The 17,075-nt window shown below is 67.7% G+C and carries 13 protein-coding genes; 12 read left to right on the top strand and 1 reads right to left on the bottom strand.

Features of this window, described 5'->3' with window-relative positions; translation table 11 throughout:
• Positions 1 to 335: 335 nt before the first annotated feature.
• Positions 336 to 803, top strand: coding sequence for an OsmC family protein (locus tag ABIC63_RS28545; RefSeq protein ID WP_354322287.1), 468 nt, complete (start codon positions 336 to 338; stop codon positions 801 to 803).
• A 57-nt stretch (positions 804 to 860) separates the two neighbouring features.
• On the opposite strand, the gene coq7 is transcribed toward ABIC63_RS28545, so the two are convergent.
• Positions 861 to 1,496, bottom strand: coding sequence for a 2-polyprenyl-3-methyl-6-methoxy-1,4-benzoquinone monooxygenase (coq7, locus tag ABIC63_RS28550; RefSeq protein ID WP_043113298.1), 636 nt, complete (start codon positions 1,494 to 1,496; stop codon positions 861 to 863).
• 307 nt (positions 1,497 to 1,803) lie between these two features.
• On the opposite strand from coq7, the gene ABIC63_RS28555 reads away from it, so the two are divergent.
• From ABIC63_RS28555 to ABIC63_RS28605, 11 genes are all read left to right on the top strand, one after another.
• Positions 1,804 to 3,069 (top strand): porin, encoded by a 1,266-nt coding sequence (locus ABIC63_RS28555; RefSeq protein ID WP_114802247.1) that lies wholly within the window; start codon positions 1,804 to 1,806, stop codon positions 3,067 to 3,069.
• A gap of 298 nt (positions 3,070 to 3,367) precedes the next feature.
• Entirely contained in the window at positions 3,368 to 4,348 is a 981-nt protein-coding gene (locus ABIC63_RS28560) for an ABC transporter permease (RefSeq protein WP_354322269.1), read from the top strand.
• A gap of 43 nt (positions 4,349 to 4,391) precedes the next feature.
• Positions 4,392 to 5,675, top strand: a complete 1,284-nt coding sequence (locus tag ABIC63_RS28565; protein WP_354322270.1) for a M20 aminoacylase family protein — start codon at positions 4,392 to 4,394, stop codon at positions 5,673 to 5,675.
• Positions 5,676 to 5,715: 40 nt separating this feature from the next.
• Entirely contained in the window at positions 5,716 to 7,290 is a 1,575-nt protein-coding gene (locus ABIC63_RS28570) for an ABC transporter substrate-binding protein (protein ID WP_354322271.1), read from the top strand.
• 147 nt (positions 7,291 to 7,437) lie between these two features.
• On the top strand, positions 7,438 to 8,349 hold the full coding sequence (locus tag ABIC63_RS28575) for an ABC transporter permease (protein ID WP_354322272.1): 912 nt from the start codon (positions 7,438 to 7,440) through the stop codon (positions 8,347 to 8,349).
• Between the two features lie 17 nt (positions 8,350 to 8,366).
• Positions 8,367 to 9,437 carry an ABC transporter ATP-binding protein gene (locus ABIC63_RS28580; protein WP_354322273.1) on the top strand — a complete coding sequence of 357 codons (1,071 nt, stop codon included), beginning with the start codon at positions 8,367 to 8,369 and terminating at the stop codon, positions 9,435 to 9,437.
• The gene (locus tag ABIC63_RS28585; RefSeq protein WP_354322274.1) at positions 9,434 to 10,474 is read left to right on the top strand and encodes an ABC transporter ATP-binding protein; all 1,041 of its coding nucleotides are present in this window, start codon (positions 9,434 to 9,436) and stop codon (positions 10,472 to 10,474) included. Before ABIC63_RS28580 ends, ABIC63_RS28585 begins: the two co-directional genes overlap by 4 nt.
• A 155-nt stretch (positions 10,475 to 10,629) precedes the next feature.
• The gene (locus ABIC63_RS28590) at positions 10,630 to 11,625 is read left to right on the top strand and encodes an ABC transporter substrate-binding protein (protein WP_502935927.1); all 996 of its coding nucleotides are present in this window, start codon (positions 10,630 to 10,632) and stop codon (positions 11,623 to 11,625) included.
• Complete coding sequence (locus tag ABIC63_RS28595) at positions 11,626 to 13,842, top strand: ABC transporter permease (RefSeq protein ID WP_354322276.1); 2,217 nt, start codon at positions 11,626 to 11,628, stop codon at positions 13,840 to 13,842.
• A complete protein-coding gene (locus ABIC63_RS28600) occupies positions 13,839 to 14,885 on the top strand; it encodes an ABC transporter ATP-binding protein (RefSeq protein ID WP_354322277.1) in 1,047 nt (348 codons plus the stop codon). The genes ABIC63_RS28595 and ABIC63_RS28600 overlap by 4 nt, the downstream gene beginning before the upstream one ends.
• A gap of 223 nt (positions 14,886 to 15,108) precedes the next feature.
• On the top strand, positions 15,109 to 17,073 hold the full coding sequence (locus ABIC63_RS28605) for a bifunctional metallophosphatase/5'-nucleotidase (RefSeq protein ID WP_354322278.1): 1,965 nt from the start codon (positions 15,109 to 15,111) through the stop codon (positions 17,071 to 17,073).
• Positions 17,074 to 17,075: the final 2 nt, after the last annotated feature.

The following is a 17,075-nucleotide window of genomic DNA, read 5'->3' on the forward strand; positions in this document are numbered from 1 at the left end:
CGGCGCCGTGCCGGCGCCGCAGCAAAACCAGGAGTAATCTCCTTCAACCCAGCGGATTCCTCAAATCGACTGGTACGGGTTCTTGGGGCAGGTCAGCTGCTCGCACGAACCCACAAGCCAAAGAAAAAAGCCCCGAGTCTTGCGACTCGGGGCCAAATCCACCAATTGGGAGGGTGGAGGAGACAACTGGGGCATACCCTGAGGTATGCGTTGGGCTAAAGTATAGCAAAGCAATGCTGCATCGCAACAAGTGGGTGATGCGGAAGCGCAACATTTCTACAGATGCCCGTCATGCGGTGAAGCAGTTCACGGAGGCGGGTCAGGAAGTCTTACAGATGGAATGCACAGTCAGTTGGACCGGCCACGCCGGGACGCGCTCATCCATGGGCTTTGTTGCCGAGACGGGGAGCGGTCACATCTTGACCATGGACGGCGCGCCAGACGCTGCGCGGCCTGAAAACGGGGGGCAGAACCTCGCCCCGCGGCCGATGGAGACCGTCCTGGCGGGAACTGGGGGATGCACCGCCTACGACGTCGTCATGATCCTTCGCCGCGGACGTCATCAGGTGGACGGCTGCAGCGTGCGCCTCACCAGCGAACGCGCGGAAAAGGATCCCAAGGTCTTCACCAAGATCCATATGCACTTCACGGTGACCGGCCGTGCGATTCCGGAGGCGGCCGTCGAGCGGGCGATCTCGCTGAGTCACGAAACCTACTGTTCAGCCAGCATCATGCTGGCCAAGACAGCGCAGATCACCACGAGCTATGAACTCGTGGACAGCGCTCGAGCCGCCTCGGCCTGAGATATCGCGTTCACTGGGCGCCCGGCGCGCTACCGGTCGGTGAGGCGCATGGCGTGATCAGATTCGATGGGCGACGGTGGTCATGACACGCGCGGCCGCGCGCATGAGCGCCTTTGCCGGGGCGGGCAGTGGCAGCCCGCCCGCCTCTTCTGCCCAGGCGGCGTGAGCGGCTTCGTCCGCCTTCATGCGGGCGACTACCGCGCGGGAGGCGACATCGCCGGCGGGCAGACGACTGAGATGGCCGTCCAGATGCGCCTCGACCTGCCTTTCCGTCTCCTGGACGAAGCCCAGACTCCATCTGTCACCCAAACGACCAGCAATCAGCCCCAGTGCGAAGGCGCCGCTGTACCAGAGTGGATTCAGCAGTGAAGGTCGAGCACCGAGCTTGTCGAGGCGCTCGCGCGTCCAGCTGAGGTGATCCGTTTCCTCCTGTGCCGCGCGCAGCAACTCCTGTTTCAGTAACGGGTCGGCGGTAGTCACCGCCTGCGCACTGTAGAGCGCCTGTGCGCATACCTCGCCCACATGATTGACGCGCATCAGCGCGCCAGCCTCTGTGCGTTCGGCGGCGGACAACCGTGCTTCGGAACCCGCTACGGCTCGGGCGGGTGATGGCATGCTGGCGCGTGGGCTGCCCCAAATCGTGCGCAGCGCGCTATCCAGAGCGCTGATACAAGCATCGACAGATGAACTCATGTCGCCATTGGAACGCATCCCGCGGGCGCCTCGCTTGCAACAAGGTTTCGATGCTTTTCTCTATGTGAAACTTCTGTGGTCTATGCGCGAGCGGGAGTGCACCCTGACCTTGTTGTACCGCTGCAACGAAACGCGGAGCCCTCTCCAGATTTGGCCCAATTTGCTTTGCCGTGGCGCCGAGCGTCTGGTGCAATAGCGACAACTTCCCAAAAGGAGGTTGGCCCGGGGCCCGGCGGGAGCACAGCATGTGCCAGCGCGGTGAACCCTTCGCACCGGCGCCCTATGTTTAACCTTGGAGAAACTTGCAATGAAAAAATCTCTAGTTGCTCTGGCTGCCCTGGCTGTCGCCGGTGTGGCCTCGGCCCAATCGTCGGTGACCCTGTTCGGTATCGTTGACGCTTCCGTGAGCGGCGTGTCGAACAAGAGCGAACTGGTGACCAACCCCGCGGTTCTGCTGGCCAACCCGTTCGCCTACGCGTTCCTGCCCCAGTCGACCTCGGTGAGCAAGACCGGCCTGAACAACTCGGCCAACAGCTCCAGCCGTCTGGGCTTCCGCGGTGTGGAAGACCTGGGTGGCGGTCTGGCTGCCAGCTTCTGGCTGGAAGGCGCGCTGTCGAACGACGACGGCACCGCCAGCGGCTTCAACTTCCAGCGTCGTTCCACCGTGAGCCTGTCGGGCCCCTTCGGTGAAGTGCGTCTGGGCCGTGACTACAAGCCGACGTTCTGGAACCTGACCGTGTTCGATCCGTTCGGCACGAACGGCGCCGGCACCGCCCTGGTGCAGCGCGCCATCAGCGGCAGCACCGCCCTGCCTGGCATCGAAACGTCGAACGTTCGCGCCAACAACAGCGTCGGCTACTTCCTGCCCCCGAACCTGGGTGGTTTCTATGGCCAGGCGATGTACAGCTTCAGCGAGCAGACGAAGTACGACAACTTCCTGCAAGCCAGCGCCAACAACAACAGCCGCGGTGGCCGTTACTGGGGTGGCCGCTTCGGCTACGCCAACGGTCCCCTGGACGTCGCTGTGGCGTACGGCGAGCAGATCAACACGTCGAACTTCGCAGTCGGCACCAACAACCTGTCGAAGAACTTCAACGTCGGCGGCAGCTACGACTTCGGCGTCGCCAAGCTGTTCGCTCAGTACGTGAACGTGAAGGGCACCGTTGACTACTCGGGCGGCAACCAGCCCCTGTTCAACCCCGACACGAAGCTCGACGGCTACCTGCTGGGCGTGACCGTGCCGGTCGGCGCTGGCCAGATCAAGGCTTCCTACGGCCACGTGAAGACCAAGGTCGACCAGAGCCCCCTGGTGTACCTGACGAACCCGTTCTTCACGTACAACGCTCCGAAGGCTGACCAACTGGCTCTGGGCTATGTTCACAACCTGAGCAAGCGCACCGCCCTGTACGCCACCGTGGCCTACATCAAGAACAAGAACGGCGCCGACTACAGCGCTGGTTCGGGCAACATCACGGCTCCGTACGTTGCCACGTTCACCAACGCCTTCGGCACGGGTACCTACCTGCCGAAGAACTCGGTGGGCTACGACTTCGGTATCCGCCACTCGTTCTAATCCGATGCTGGCGAAAGCCAGCTGACGATGAAGTTCGACAAAGCCACCCGGTGCAAGCCGGGTGGCTTTTTTCATGGCCGCGGGCCTTCGCTGTCTTCGCTGGAGCGTCGATTTCACGGGGTGTTGCGGCGCACTGCCGAAGCGCTGGCCGCCCCCCGTCGGCGCTGCGCGCCCTAGTGCTTTCCATGAACCAAAACGGGGCGCTGGGCGCGGTGTTTGGTCTTATGCTCCCTGCGGCCGGGATGCGGTCTGGGCATGTCCTTTGCTCTGCATCCTGCTTCGAGGAATTTCCCCACGCATGCTCGCCTTCGTCCTGCGCCGCCTCATCCAGGCCGTCATCGTCATGGTGGCGGTGGCCTTCGTCGCCTTCCTGCTCTTCCAGTATGTGGGCGATCCGGTGGTCTTCCTCCTGGGGCAGGATGCGACGCCCGACCAGATCCGCGAGCTGCGGTCTGCACTCGGCCTCGATCAGCCCTTCTTCGTGCAGTATTGGCACTTCCTGATCAACGCGGCCCAGGGCGAGTTCGGCCTGAGCCTGCGCCAAGGTGCCAAGGTGTCCAGCCTCATCGCCGAGCGCTTCCCTGCCACATTGGAACTGGCGCTGGTCGCAGCAGGACTCGCGTTGCTGCTCGGCATTCCGATGGGCGTGTATGCGGCACTGCGCCGCGGCAGCTTCATGAGCCAGATGTTCATGACGCTGTCCCTGCTGGGCGTCTCGCTGCCCACCTTCCTGATCGGCATCCTGCTCATCCTGGTGTTCGCGGTGCATCTGGGCTGGTTCCCCAGCTTCGGGCGAGGCGACGTGGTGCAGATCGGCTGGTGGCGGACAGGCCTGCTCACGCTCGACGGCTGGCACCACCTGGTGCTACCGGCCGTGACGCTGGCCATCTTCCAGCTCACGCTGATCATGCGGCTGGTGCGCGCCGAGATGCTCGAGGTGCTGCGCACCGACTACATCAAGTTCGCGCGGGCGCGGGGCCTGTCGAACCGTGCCATCCATTTCGGCCATGCGCTCAAGAACACGCTGGTGCCGGTGATGACCATCACCGGGCTGCAACTGGGGGGGCTGATCGCCTTCGCCATCATCACCGAGACCGTGTTCCAGTGGCCCGGCATGGGCCTGCTCTTCATCCAGGCCGTGACCTTCGCCGACATCCCGGTGATGGCGGCCTACCTTTGCCTCATCGCGTTGATCTTCGTCGTGATCAACCTGGTCGTGGACCTGCTGTACTTCGCCGTCGATCCGCGGCTGCGCGTGGGCAAGGCGGGCGGCCATTGATCGGCCAGCGCGAACCCTTTTGCCGCGCAGCGATCCTTCAGCCATGAACACACAACGCCTGTACGCGAACGGCCGGGCTTTCGAGCACATCGCCCGCTTCCATCCTGAACTCACCGCCTTCCGGCGCGACCTGCACGCGAACCCGGAACTGGGCTTCGAAGAGGTCTACACCGCGGGTCGGGTCAAGGCCGCCTTGCAGGCCTGCGGCGTGGACGAGATCCACACCGGCATCGGCAAGACCGGCGTGGTCGGCATCATCCGCGGCCGCTCCACGGCCAGCGGCCGCATGATCGGCCTGCGCGCCGACATGGATGCGCTGCCGATGAAGGAGGACAACGACCTGCCCTGGTGCTCCGGCAAGTCGGGCCTGATGCACGGCTGCGGCCACGACGGGCACACGGCCATGCTGGTGGGCGCGGCCCGCTACCTCGCCGAGACGCGCCACTTCGACGGCACCGCGGTGCTGATCTTCCAGCCGGGCGAAGAGGGCTTCGCCGGCGCCCGCGTGATGATCGAGGACGGGCTGTTCGAGCGCTTCCCCGTCGATGCCGTCTATGCCATGCACAACTGGCCGGCACTGCCCGCCGGCACCATCGGCATCAACCGCGGCGCCATGATGGCGGCGGCGGACCGCATCACCATCCGGATCACGGGCAAGGGCGGCCATGGCGCGCATGCCTACCTGACGGTCGATCCGGTCGTGGTGGCGGCCCACATCATCACGGCTGCGCAGACCATCACGTCGCGCAACGTGCGGCCCATCGACGCCGCTGTGGTCAGCCTTTGCGCCGTGCAGGCGGGCGACCTCGATGCCTTCAGCGTCATCCCCGGCACCGCCACGCTGGTCGGTACCGTGCGCACCTTCAGTTCGCGCGTGCAGGCGCAGGTCGAGCAGCGCCTGCGCGAGCTGTGCACGCAGGTGGCCGCGGCCTTCGGCGCCACTGCCGAGCTGACCTACGAACGCATCTACCCTGCCACCATCAACACGGCGCCCGAGGCGCAGTTCGCCGCCGACGTGGCGGCTGCTATCGTGGGCGAGGGCAATGTCGACCGCCACCTCGAGCCCAGCATGGGCGCCGAGGACTTCTCCTTCATGCTGCAGAAGAAGGCCGGTGCCTATCTGCGCCTCGGCCAGGACGCCCGCGGCGGCGCCTTCCTGCACAACAGCCGCTACGACTTCAACGATGACATCCTGCCTCTGGGCGCCGCGCTGCATGCGGGCCTGGTGGAGCAGGGTATGCCCCTGGCCGGTGAAGCCGTCCGGGGTACCGAGGCCGTCGCAACCCGCGCGGCCTCACAAGACAGGGCCGCCACCGCGGCCCCATGACCGATCGTCCCGAGCCTTGACCAACCCGAGGAGTGATTCCATGAGCTTCAAGAAAAAAGCCGCCGTCGCGGCCGTGCTGGCCGCGGCCAGCCTGATCGCCAGCGCCCAGACGGTGCGCATCGCCAACCAGGGCGACGCGCTGTCGCTGGACCCGCATTCGCTCAATGAATCGCTTCAGCTGTCGGTGGACCTGAACGTCTACGAGGGCCTGACCGACCGCAACAAGGACCTGAGCCTGGCGCCGGCCCTGGCCACGTCCTGGAAGCAGACCGCGCCCGACACCTGGCGCTTCGAGTTGCGCAAGGGCGTGACCTTTCATGACGGCACGCCCTTCACGGCCGACGACGTGATCTTCAGCATCGCGCGCGCGGGCGGCGACGGCTCCGATGTAAAGGCCAAGGTCAACGACATCCAGGAAGTGCGCAAGGTCAACGACCATGCCGTGGACATCGTCACCAAGGGTCCCTTCCCGATCCTGCCCGACGTGCTGTCCGACCTCGCCATCATGAGCAAGAAGTGGTGCGAGGAGAACAAGGCCGAGAAGCCCGTCGATCGACGAAAGGGCATCGAGAACACGGCCTCCTTCAAAGCCAACGGCACCGGTCCCTTCCGCGTGCGCGAGCGCCAGCCCAATGTGCGCACGGTGTTCGTGCGCAACATGAACTACTGGGGCAAGATCGAAGGCAATGCGCAGGAAGTGATCTTCACGCCCATCGCCAACCCGGCCACGCGCGTCGCGGCGCTGGTCTCGGGCGAGGTCGACGTGATGGAGCCGGTGCCCGTGCAGGACATCGCCCGCATCAATGCGAGCCCCAGCGCGCGCGTGGTCGTCGGCCCCGAGCTGCGCACCATCTTCCTGGGCATGGACCAGAAGCGCGACGAACTGCTCTACTCCAACGTGAAGGGCAAGAACCCCTTCAAGGACAAGCGCGTGCGCCAGGCCTTCTACCAGGCCATCGACATCAACGGCATCCAGAAGACAGTGATGCGCGGCGCCTCGCGGCCCACGGCGCTGATGGTCGGCCCCGGCATCAACGGCTGGACCGAGGCCCAGGACAAGCGCCTGCCCTACGACCCCGAGGCGGCCAAGAAGCTGCTGGCCGACGCCGGCTATCCGAGCGGCTTCGAGGTCACCATGAACTGCCCCAACGACCGCTACGTCAACGACGCGCAGGTCTGCCAGGCCGTGGCGGCGAACCTGGCGCGCATCGGTGTCAAGATCAACCTTGCGGCCGAGACCAAGGGCACCTACTTCCCCAAGATCCTGCGCCGCGACACCAGCTTCTACCTGCTGGGCTGGACGCCCACCACCTACGACTCGCACAACGCGCTGGACGCGCTGATGCGCTGCCCCAACGACAAGGACGGCAGCGGTCAGTTCAACCTGGGCGCCTACTGCAATCCCAAGCTCGACGAGCTGATCGGCCAGATCAAGTCGGAGACCGACAAGGCCAAGCGCCAGGGCCTGATCGAAGCGGCCTTCAAGATCCACACCGACGACATCGGCCACCTGCCGCTGCACCAGCAGTCGCTGGCCTGGGGCGTGAGCAAGAAGGTGTCGCTGACCCAGCGGGCCGACAACTTCATGCCGTTCAAGTGGATCAGCATCAAGTGATCGTGCCCCTGCGCGGACATGGCCGCTAGCTGACCTTCCACCCGGCGCTTCGCGCAGCGGCGGCAGGCCGCTTCATGGAGCGCCGCCCGGCCCGCTTCGCCCGGCACCGGATGGCCTTCGCGCCCGGTGCCCCTGACCCTTTCCACGATGAAGAACGTGCTCTTTCGGTGGTTCGACAGCGATGTCGGCCACAGCTTCAGGACCTCGCCGGTGGCGGTGACGGCGGCGGTCATCGCCTTCGTCTGCATCTTCTGCTCGGTGTTCGCCGGCTGGGTGGCGCCGCACAATCCCTTCGACCTGGCCTCGCTCGAGCTGGGCGATGCGCGGCTGCCCCCGGCCTGGAGCGAGGGCGGCAGCAGCAAGTACCTGCTGGGCACGGACGACCAGGGGCGCGACATCCTCTCCGCGCTGATCTATGGCGCGCGCATTTCGTTGGTGGTGGGCGTTGTCTCCGTGATCCTGTCGGTGGCGGTGGGCGTGCTGCTCGGGCTGCTCGCCGGCTTCCTCGGCGGCTGGCTCGATGCCTTTCTGATGCGGCTGTGCGATGTGATGCTGTCCTTCCCGCCCATCCTGGTAGCACTGCTGATCGCGGGCGTGGGCCGGGCGCTCTTCCCCAATGCGCATGAGTCGCTGGCCTTCGGCGTGCTCATCATCTCGATCTCGCTCACCGGCTGGGTGCAGTACGCCCGCACGGTGCGCGGCTCCACGCTGGTGGAGCGCAGCAAGGAATACGTGCAGGCGGCGCGCGTCACCGGTGTGGCGCCGCTGCGCATCATGCTGCGCCATGTGCTGCCCAACGTGACGGGTCCGGTGCTGGTGCTGGCCACCATCCAGGTGGCGACGGCCATCATCACCGAGGCCACGCTGAGCTTCCTGGGCGTGGGCGTGCCGCCCACCTCGCCCTCGCTGGGCACGCTGATCCGCGTGGGCAACGACTACCTGTTCTCTGGCGAGTGGTGGATCACCGTCTTTCCCGGCGCCATGCTGGTGCTGATCGCGCTGTCGGTGAACCTGCTGGGCGACTGGCTGCGCGATGCTTTAAATCCCCGGCTGCGGTGAAAGAAGGACATACCGCCATGAGCCTTCTTCAGGTCAAGAACCTCGTCGTCGAATTCCCCGGCCGCCGCGGCACGCTGCGGGCGCTGGACGACATCTCCTTCGACATCGCGCCGGGCGAGATCCTGGGTGTGGTGGGCGAGTCGGGCGCCGGCAAGTCGCTCACGGGCGCGGCCATCATCGGCCTGCTGGAGCCGCCGGGCCGCGTGGCCAGCGGACAGATCCTGCTGCAGGGCCAGCGCATCGACAACCTCGGCTATGAGCAGATGCGCCATATCCGCGGCCGCAAGATCGGCGCGATCTTCCAGGATCCGCTCACCTCGCTGAACCCGCTCTACACCGTGGGCCGGCAGTTGGTGGAAACCGTCCGCGCGCACCTGCCCGTGACCGAGTCCGAGGCCAAGCGTCGCGCCATCGCGCTGCTGCAGGACACGGGCATCCCGGCGGCCGAGCAGCGCATCGACCACTATCCCCACCAGTTCTCCGGCGGCATGCGCCAGCGCGTGGTGATCGCGCTGGCGCTCGCGGCCGAGCCGCAGCTGATCGTGGCCGACGAGCCCACCACCGCGCTGGACGTGTCGATCCAGGCGCAGATCATCCAACTGCTCAAGCGCCTGTGCCGAGAGCGCGGCGCGGCCGTCATGCTCATCACCCACGACATGGGCGTGATCGCCGAGACCTGCGACCGCGTGGCCGTGATGTATGCCGGCCGCATCGCCGAGATCGGCCCCGTGCACGAGGTGATCCACCAGCCGGCCCACCCGTACACGGGCGGCCTGATGGCGTCGATTCCCGAGATGGACAGCGACCGCGAGCGCCTGAACCAGATCGACGGCGCCATGCCGCGCCTCAATGCGATTCCCCAGGGCTGCGCCTACAACCCGCGCTGCCCGCGGGTGTTCGACCGCTGCCTGCAGGAGCGGCCCGAGCTGATGGCCGCCGGCGCCACGCGTGCCGCCTGCTGGCTGCACGACGGGACCGATCCGCACCGTGGTCATGACCGTCTGGCCGCCCAGCATGCCGCCGCGGTGGCGCACGGCGAACGGGCCACCCCCGACGCCGCCACGCCTGTCCAGGAGATCGACGAATGAGTGCCGCGTTCGTGCCTTCCGCAAAAGCCGACGCGGCCGCCGACACGGCGCCGCTGGTCGTCGCCCATGACCTGGCCCGCACCTTCGATGTGTCGGCCCCCTGGCTCAACCGCGTGCTGGAGCGCAAGCCCCGCACGCTGCTGCATGCCGTCGACGGCGTGAGCTTCGAGATCGAGCGCGGCAAGACGCTGGCGCTGGTGGGTGAATCGGGCTGTGGCAAAAGCACCGTCGCCCGCCTGCTGGTGGGCCTGTACGAGCCCACGCGCGGCGGTATGCGCTTCGACGGCCAGGATGCGCATGCGGCCTACCGTACATCCGCCGGACGTCAGCTGCGTCGGCGCATCCAGATGATCTTCCAGGACCCGTACGCCAGCCTCAATCCGCGCTGGGTGGTCGAGGACATCATTGCCGAGCCGCTGCGCGAGCACGGCATCCTGCGCGAGAAGGCGCCGGTGCGCGAGCGCGTGGGCGAGCTGCTGCGCTCGGTGGGCCTGTCGCCGCTGGACATGATCAAGTACCCGCACCAGTTCTCGGGCGGGCAACGCCAGCGCATCTCCATCGCCCGGGCGCTGGCCACGGCGCCCGAGTTCCTGGTCTGCGACGAGCCGACCTCGGCCCTGGACGTGAGCGTGCAGGCGCAGGTGCTCAACATCATGAAGGACCTGCAGCGCGAGCGCGGGCTGACCTACCTGTTCATCTCGCACAACCTGGCGGTGGTGCGGCACGTGAGCGACCAGGTGGGCGTGATGTACCTGGGCCGGCTGGTGGAGCTGGCGAACAAGGCCGAGCTCTTCGCGCAGCCGCGCCATCCGTACACGCGCATGCTGCTGGACGCGATCCCGCAGATGCATGCGACCGGCCGCTCCCGTACGCCGGTGCAGGGCGAGGTGCCCAATCCGCTCAATCCGCCCACGGGCTGCGCCTTCCACCCACGCTGCCCGCATGCCAACGCGCGTTGCTCGGCCGAGCGGCCGGCGTTGCTGTCCATCGGCGGCGTGCGCGTGGCCTGCCACGCGGTGGAAGAGGGGCGCATCTGATCCGTTGAGCGCGGGGGCGCCGCGCCAGCGGTAGTTCCACCGATGCCCGTCGCGGGGTGGGGGCGTAAGGTCGGTAGCCCGGTCCGGCGACGCCGGGCCCTTCTCTTTCCGGAATCAAGATGCTCCGACAACAACAGACCTTCCGCCGCGCCTTCATGGCGGCGGCCCTCGCCACCGCCGCATCGGCCGCCAGTGCCCAGCAGGTCAACGTCATCTGCTCCGTGCAGGCCGACTGGTGCAACATGATCGCCACCGTCTATGCGCGCACCACCGGCGTCAAGATCAACTTGGCGCTCAAGGGTTCGGGCGAGGCGCTGGCCCAGCTGATCGCCGAGCGCGACAACCCCAAGACCGACGTCTGGTTCGGCGGCACGGGCGATCCGCACCTGCAGGCGGCCGAGCAGAACCTCACGCTGGAATACAAATCGCCCACGCTCACGCAGCTGTACCCGTGGGCGCAGCAGCAGGCGCAGCAGTCGGGCTTTCGCACGGTGGGCATCTATTCGGGCCCGCTGGGCTTCGGCTACAACACCGAGCTGCTGGCCAAGAAGAAGCTGCCGGTGCCGCGCAGCTGGGCCGACCTGCTCAAGCCCGAGTACAAGGGCGACATCCAGGTGGCCAACCCCGCGTCCAGCGGCACGGCCTACACCATGATCGCGACGCTGGTGCAGCTGATGGGCGAGGACAAGGCTTTCGAATACCTCAAGGGCCTGCACAAGAACGTCTCGGCCTACACCCGCTCCGGCACGGCGCCGATCAAGGCGGTGGCGCGCGGCGAGACCGCGGTGTCGATCAGCTTCGTGCACGACGCGCCGCAGGAGAAGATGCAGGGCTTCCCGGTCGAGACGGTGACGCCCGCCGAAGGCACCGGCGCCGAGATCGGCTCCATGAGCATCGTGAAGGGCGCCCGCAACCTGGAGCAGGCCAAGAAGTTCTACGAATGGGCGCTGACGCCCCAGGCGCAGGCCTTCGGCGCTGCGGCCAAGCAGTACCAGCTGCCTTCGAACAAGGCCACGGTGGTCGACCCCAACGTGCCCGACTTCAAGAAGATCAAGCTGATCAACTACGACTACAAGACCTACGGCGCCAGCGCCGAGCGGCGACGCCTGATCGCCCGCTGGGAAAAAGAAGTCAACTCGCTGCCCCGCTGAGTGCGCGCCCCCCGTTCGAACGCGGCGGCCTGGTCGTGCATCGCGATCGGGCTCGTCGCCTATGGGCTGCTGCCCTGGTATGCGATCCAGGACACCAGCTGGTGGCAGGCGCTGCCCGGCATCTGGCGTGAAGGCGATGCGGCCGATGGGCTGATCCAGGCTGCGAAGCAGGGGCGGCCATGGCTCTTCGCGGGCCTGGCCGGACTGGTGCTGTGCATGATCGGCTCGAGCCTGGCGCCAGGCCGCGCCCAGGGCCGTTGGTGGCTGGCGGGCGGCGGCCTCGGCGTGCTGGCGCTGGCCGTGTCGGGTCTGGCCATCGGCGCGCGCGGCTGGAGCTTCGCCGCACTCGACACGCTGTTCGGCGAACTGCAGGTCAACCAGTTCGGCATCGGCATCGGCGGCTTCGTCGTCTTCGCGATGCTTGTCGTGCTGGCCGCCTTCGGGCTCGCGCGGCTGGGCTTCTTCCGCGGCGACCTGTTCGTCTCCGCGGCCGTGGTGGGCTGTGGGATGGTGCTGCTCATGTTCATCGGCTGGCCGGTGGGCAAGGCGCTGTCGGCGGCCTTCTTCGACGAGGACGGGCATGCGTCGCTCGCTGCCTTCGGCGCACGGGTGTTCACCGAACGCATCTGGGGCCTGGGCTGCGTCGGCGGCGGCACGAGCTGCGGCGTGGCCTGGAACACGCTGCTGCTGGCCCTGCTGACGGCCGCCGGCACCACCTTCCTGGGCACGCTGATCGCGCTGATGGCCGAGCGCGGCGCACGCCGCTGGCAGGGGCCGCTGAAGGTGGTGGCGCTGCTGCCCATCATCACGCCGCCCTTCGTGGTGGGGCTGGGGCTGATTCTGCTGTTCGGCCGCGCGGGCGTGGTCAATCAGGCGCTTGAAGCGTGGTTCGGCATTCCTGCCACGCGCTGGTTCTACGGCCTGCCCGGCATCCTCACGGCGCAGCTCTTCGCCTTCACGCCCATCGCCTTCATGATCATGCGCGGCGTGGTGCAGGGCATTGCGCCCAGCCTGGAAGAGGCGGCCCTGATGCTGCGGGCCGACCGCTGGCGCACCTTCCGCACCGTGACGCTGCCGCTGCTCAAGCCCGGGCTGGCCAATGCCTTCCTGGTGGGCTTCATCGAGAGCATCGCGGACTTCGGCAACCCGGTGGTGGTGGGCGGCCAGTATTCGGTGCTCTCCACCGACATCTTCTTCGCCATCGTGGGGGCGCAGTACGACCAGGGCCGGGCGGCCTCGCTGGCGTGGGTGCTGACCCTCTTCGCGCTGCTGGTGTTCGCGGTGCAGCGTGGTCTGCTGGGCCGCCAGAACTTCACCACCGTGAGCGGCAAGGGTGACTCCGGCGTGCCCATGCCGCTGCCCACGGGCGTGCTGCGCACCGTGCAGTGCGTGGCGCTGCCGTGGATCGGCTTCACCGTGGTGGTCTACCTGTTCGCCTTCGCAGGCGGCTTCGTGCAGACCTGGGGGCGCGACTACACGCTCACGCTGCAGCACTTCCGCACGGCCTTCTCGCTGGAGTGGGGCCAGTTCGGCCTGGTGTGGGCGGGCACGGCGTGGAACTCGCTGTGGACCACGCTCAAGCTGGCGGGCCTGTCTGCGCCGCTGACGGCGGCGCTGGGCCTGCTGATCGCCTGGCTGCTGGCGCGCAACGAATTCAAGGGGCAGGGCGCCTTCGAGTTCGCCGCGCTGCTGGCCTTCGCGATTCCGGGCACGGTGCTGGGCGTGAGCTACATCCTGGCGTTCAACGTGCCGCCGCTGGAGCTCACGGGCACGGGCCTGGTGATCGTGCTGTGCTTCATGTTCCGCAACCTGCCGGTGGGCGTGCGGGCGGGCACGGCCGCCTTCAAGCAGCTCGACCGCTCGCTGGACGAGGCCTCGCTCATGCTGCGGGCCTCCACCGCGCAGACGCTCATGCGCGTGGTGCTGCCGCTGCTCAAGCCGGCGCTGGTGGCCGCGCTGGTCTACAGCTTCGTGCGGGCCATGACCACGGTCAGCGCCGTGATCTTCCTGGTCACGGCCGAGAACGAACTGGCCACCACCTACATCATCGGCCGCGTGGGCAACGGCGACTACGGCGTGGCGCTGGCGTACTGCACGGTGCTGATCGTGCTGATGTCGCTGGCCATCGCGCTGATCCAGTTCGTGGTGGGCGAGCGCAGGCTGGGTCGGCGCAAAGTGCCCGGCCATCAAGGACACCACAAGATGGAGGCCGTATGAACGGCATCGAGTTCCGCAACGTCACCAAGCGCTACGGCAGCGACCGCAACGCGCCGCTGGCCGTCAAGGGCATCAGCTTCGAGGTGCCCCAGGGCACGCTGACCACCATCCTCGGCCCGTCGGGCTGTGGCAAGACCACGACGCTGCGCATGATCGCGGGCCTGGAGTCGCCCAGCTCGGGGCAGATCTTCATGGGCGGTCGGGACGTCACCACGCTCGGCCCGGCCGAGCGCAACGTGTCGATGATGTTCCAGAGCTACGCGCTCTTTCCGCACATGAACGTCATCGAGAACGTGGCCTACGGCCTGCGCATGAGCCGCGTCGCCAAGGCCGAGGTGGCCGCGCGCGCCCGCGAGGCGCTGCGCGGCGTCGGGCTGGTGGGCTTCGACGAACGGCTGCCCAGCGAGCTGTCTGGCGGCCAGCAGCAGCGGGTGGCTTTGGCGCGCGCGCTGGTGCTGGAGCCGGCGGTGCTGCTCTTCGACGAGCCGCTGTCCAACCTGGACGCGCGCCTGCGACGCGAGATGCGCGAGGAGATCCGCGCCATCCAGCAGCGGCTGCAACTCACCGTGGCCTATGTGACGCACGACCAGGGCGAGGCGCTGGCCGTGAGCGACCAGATCATCGTGATGGACCATGGCGTGATCGCCCAGCGCGGCACGCCCCAGGCGCTCTACAACCAGCCCGAGAGCGAATTCGTGGCCGGCTTCATGGGCGAGGCCATGGTCTTCGCCGCCGAGGTCGAGGCCGATGGCCGGGTGCGCCTGGGACCGATCGCCTGGTCCGCGCCCCAGCCGCTGCCCGCCGGCCCGGTCAAGCTGGCCGTGCGGCCTGAAGCTTGGCAGATCGGTGCGGCCGACGGCCTGCCGGCGGTGTGTGCCAAGGCTGCGTACCTGGGTCATGGCTACGAATACAGCTTCGACACCCCCCTGGGGCCGGTCTTCGTGCTGAGCGGCCATGCGGGACAGCCGATCGCGCAGGGCGAGCGGACGCAACTGGCGCTCGGGCGCCAGGGCGTGTCGGTCGTCCGCACCGCAGCGGCCTGAGCGCCCGCCCGGGCGCTCCTGAACGCGCGCTTGTCGCGGGAGGGGCCGATGCGCCTCCCGCGCCGCCTTCATGTGTGCGGCGCCCGGCCGCGACAATCGCCACTCGTCCGGCACCGCATCCGCCATGCGGCGCCAATCCCCTGTCGGTGTTCCCCGCTTCATCGCTTCGTCATCCGGGCGCCCCAGCATGCACGGCTGCAACAACGAAGGACGGGGAACTTCCATGGATCGAACTGTGATCGGCACACTCGCGGCCGCCGTCTGCCTTGGCCTTGCGGGCTGTGGCGGCGGCGCTTCCACCCTGCAGATCGGCAGCGCGACGCCGGTGCCTGCAGCGTCGGCACCAGCGCCAGCGCCCGCGCCGGCCGCGGCGCCGGCGCGGGCACCGCTCGAACTCACGCTGCTGCACATCAACGACCACCATTCCAATCTGGCGGCCAAGACGCGCACGCTGCAACTGCAGGCGGGCGACGCCACGCGCAGCACGGTCAGCGTCGAGGCCGCGGGCTTTGCGCGAGTGACGGCCGCTATCGACCAGCTGGCCGCCGGCAAGGCCAACGTGCTCAAGCTGCATGCGGGCGATGCGCTCACCGGCACGCTGTTCTTCAACCGTGCCGGCGCCGACGGCGAGGCCGACGCGGCGCTGATGAACACCGTCTGCTTCGATGCCTTCACGCTGGGCAACCACGAGTTCGACAAGGGCGACAGCGGCCTCAAGAACTTCCTGGACCTGCTGCGCCAGGGCCGCTGCAAGACGCCCGCGCTGAGCGCCAACGTCGTCTTCGGCGCCAATTCGGCGCTCAACCCGGCGCGCGCGCCAGGCGCCGTGCAGCGGTCCACCGTGGTCGAGCGCAGTGGCCAGAAGATCGGCATCGTCGGCCTGACCATCGCGGGCAAGACCAAGGCCTCCTCCAGCCCCGACGCCGACACCACCTTCGAGGACGAGACCATCGCCGCGCAGCGCGAGATCGACCGCCTGCGCGCCCAGGGCATCGACAAGATCGTGCTGATGAGCCACATCGGCTACGAGTACGACCTGCAGGTGGCCAAGGCGCTGTCCGGTGTGGACGTGGTGGTGGGTGGCGATTCGCACACACTGCTCGGCCCCGACGCACTGAACACGCTGGGCGTGGGCTCACCCGCCGGCGCCTACCCGACGCAGATCACCAACAGGGATGGCAAGCGGGTCTGCGTGGTGCAGGCCTGGGAATACGCGCAGGTGGTGGGCGAGCTCAAGGTCAGCTTCGACGCCAACGGCGACGTCACGGCCTGCAGCGGCACCCCGCATGTGCTGGTGGGCGACAACTACACGCTGGCCGGCAAGGCGCCCACCGATGCGCAGCGCAAGGCCATCCAGGCCGACGTGGCGGCCACCAACGGGCTGCTCTACACCGTGGCGCCCGATGCCACGGCCAGCGCGGTGCTCAAGCCCTTCGCCGACCGCATCGAGGTCTTCAACAGGACGGACGTCGCCGTGGCGGTTGAAGAGCTGTGCTCGCGCCGTGTGCCGGGCGGCGCCGGCACGGTCGACTATTCGCGCTCCAGCAGCGGCTGCAACACGCTGGGCAGCGTGTCGCTGCGCGGCGGCGACATCCAGCAACTGGTGGCGCAGGCCTACCTGGAAGTGGCGCAGAAGAAATACGGCGGCGCCGACATCTCGCTGCAGAGCGGCGGCGGCGTGCGCATTCCGCTCGTGCCCGGCAAGGTGACGGCGGCGCAGGTGATCCAGGTGCTGCCCTTCGGCAACATGCTGTTCCGCCTGGACATCACCGGCGCCGAGGTCAAGGCCATGCTGGAAGACGGGCTCGACGCGGTCTACGGCACGGGCGGCACGACCGGCCCCTATCCCTACACCGGCGGCCTGCGCTTCGACGTGGACGCGCGCCTGGCCAAGGGCGCCCGCGCCAGCAACATCGAGGTGCGCGATGCGAAGACCGGCGCCTGGGCGGCGCTGGATGCCGGCAAGACGTACAAGCTCTTCGTGCTGAGCTTCAATGCCACTGGCGGCGACGGCTACAAGACCCTGGCCGCCGTGCCGGCTGCGCGCCGGCTGGACATCGGCGTGCTCGATGCCGACGTGTTCATGGACTACATCCAGTCGCAGGCCAGGGACAGCGTCACCGACCTGCCGGCGTTGAAGAAGCTGCCGGTGGAGCTCTACAGCACCAAGAGCTACCAGGCGCCCTGAGC

It is taken from the genome of Pseudacidovorax sp. 1753, assembly GCF_040544975.1.
Lineage (GTDB): Bacteria > Pseudomonadota > Gammaproteobacteria > Burkholderiales > Burkholderiaceae_C > Xenophilus.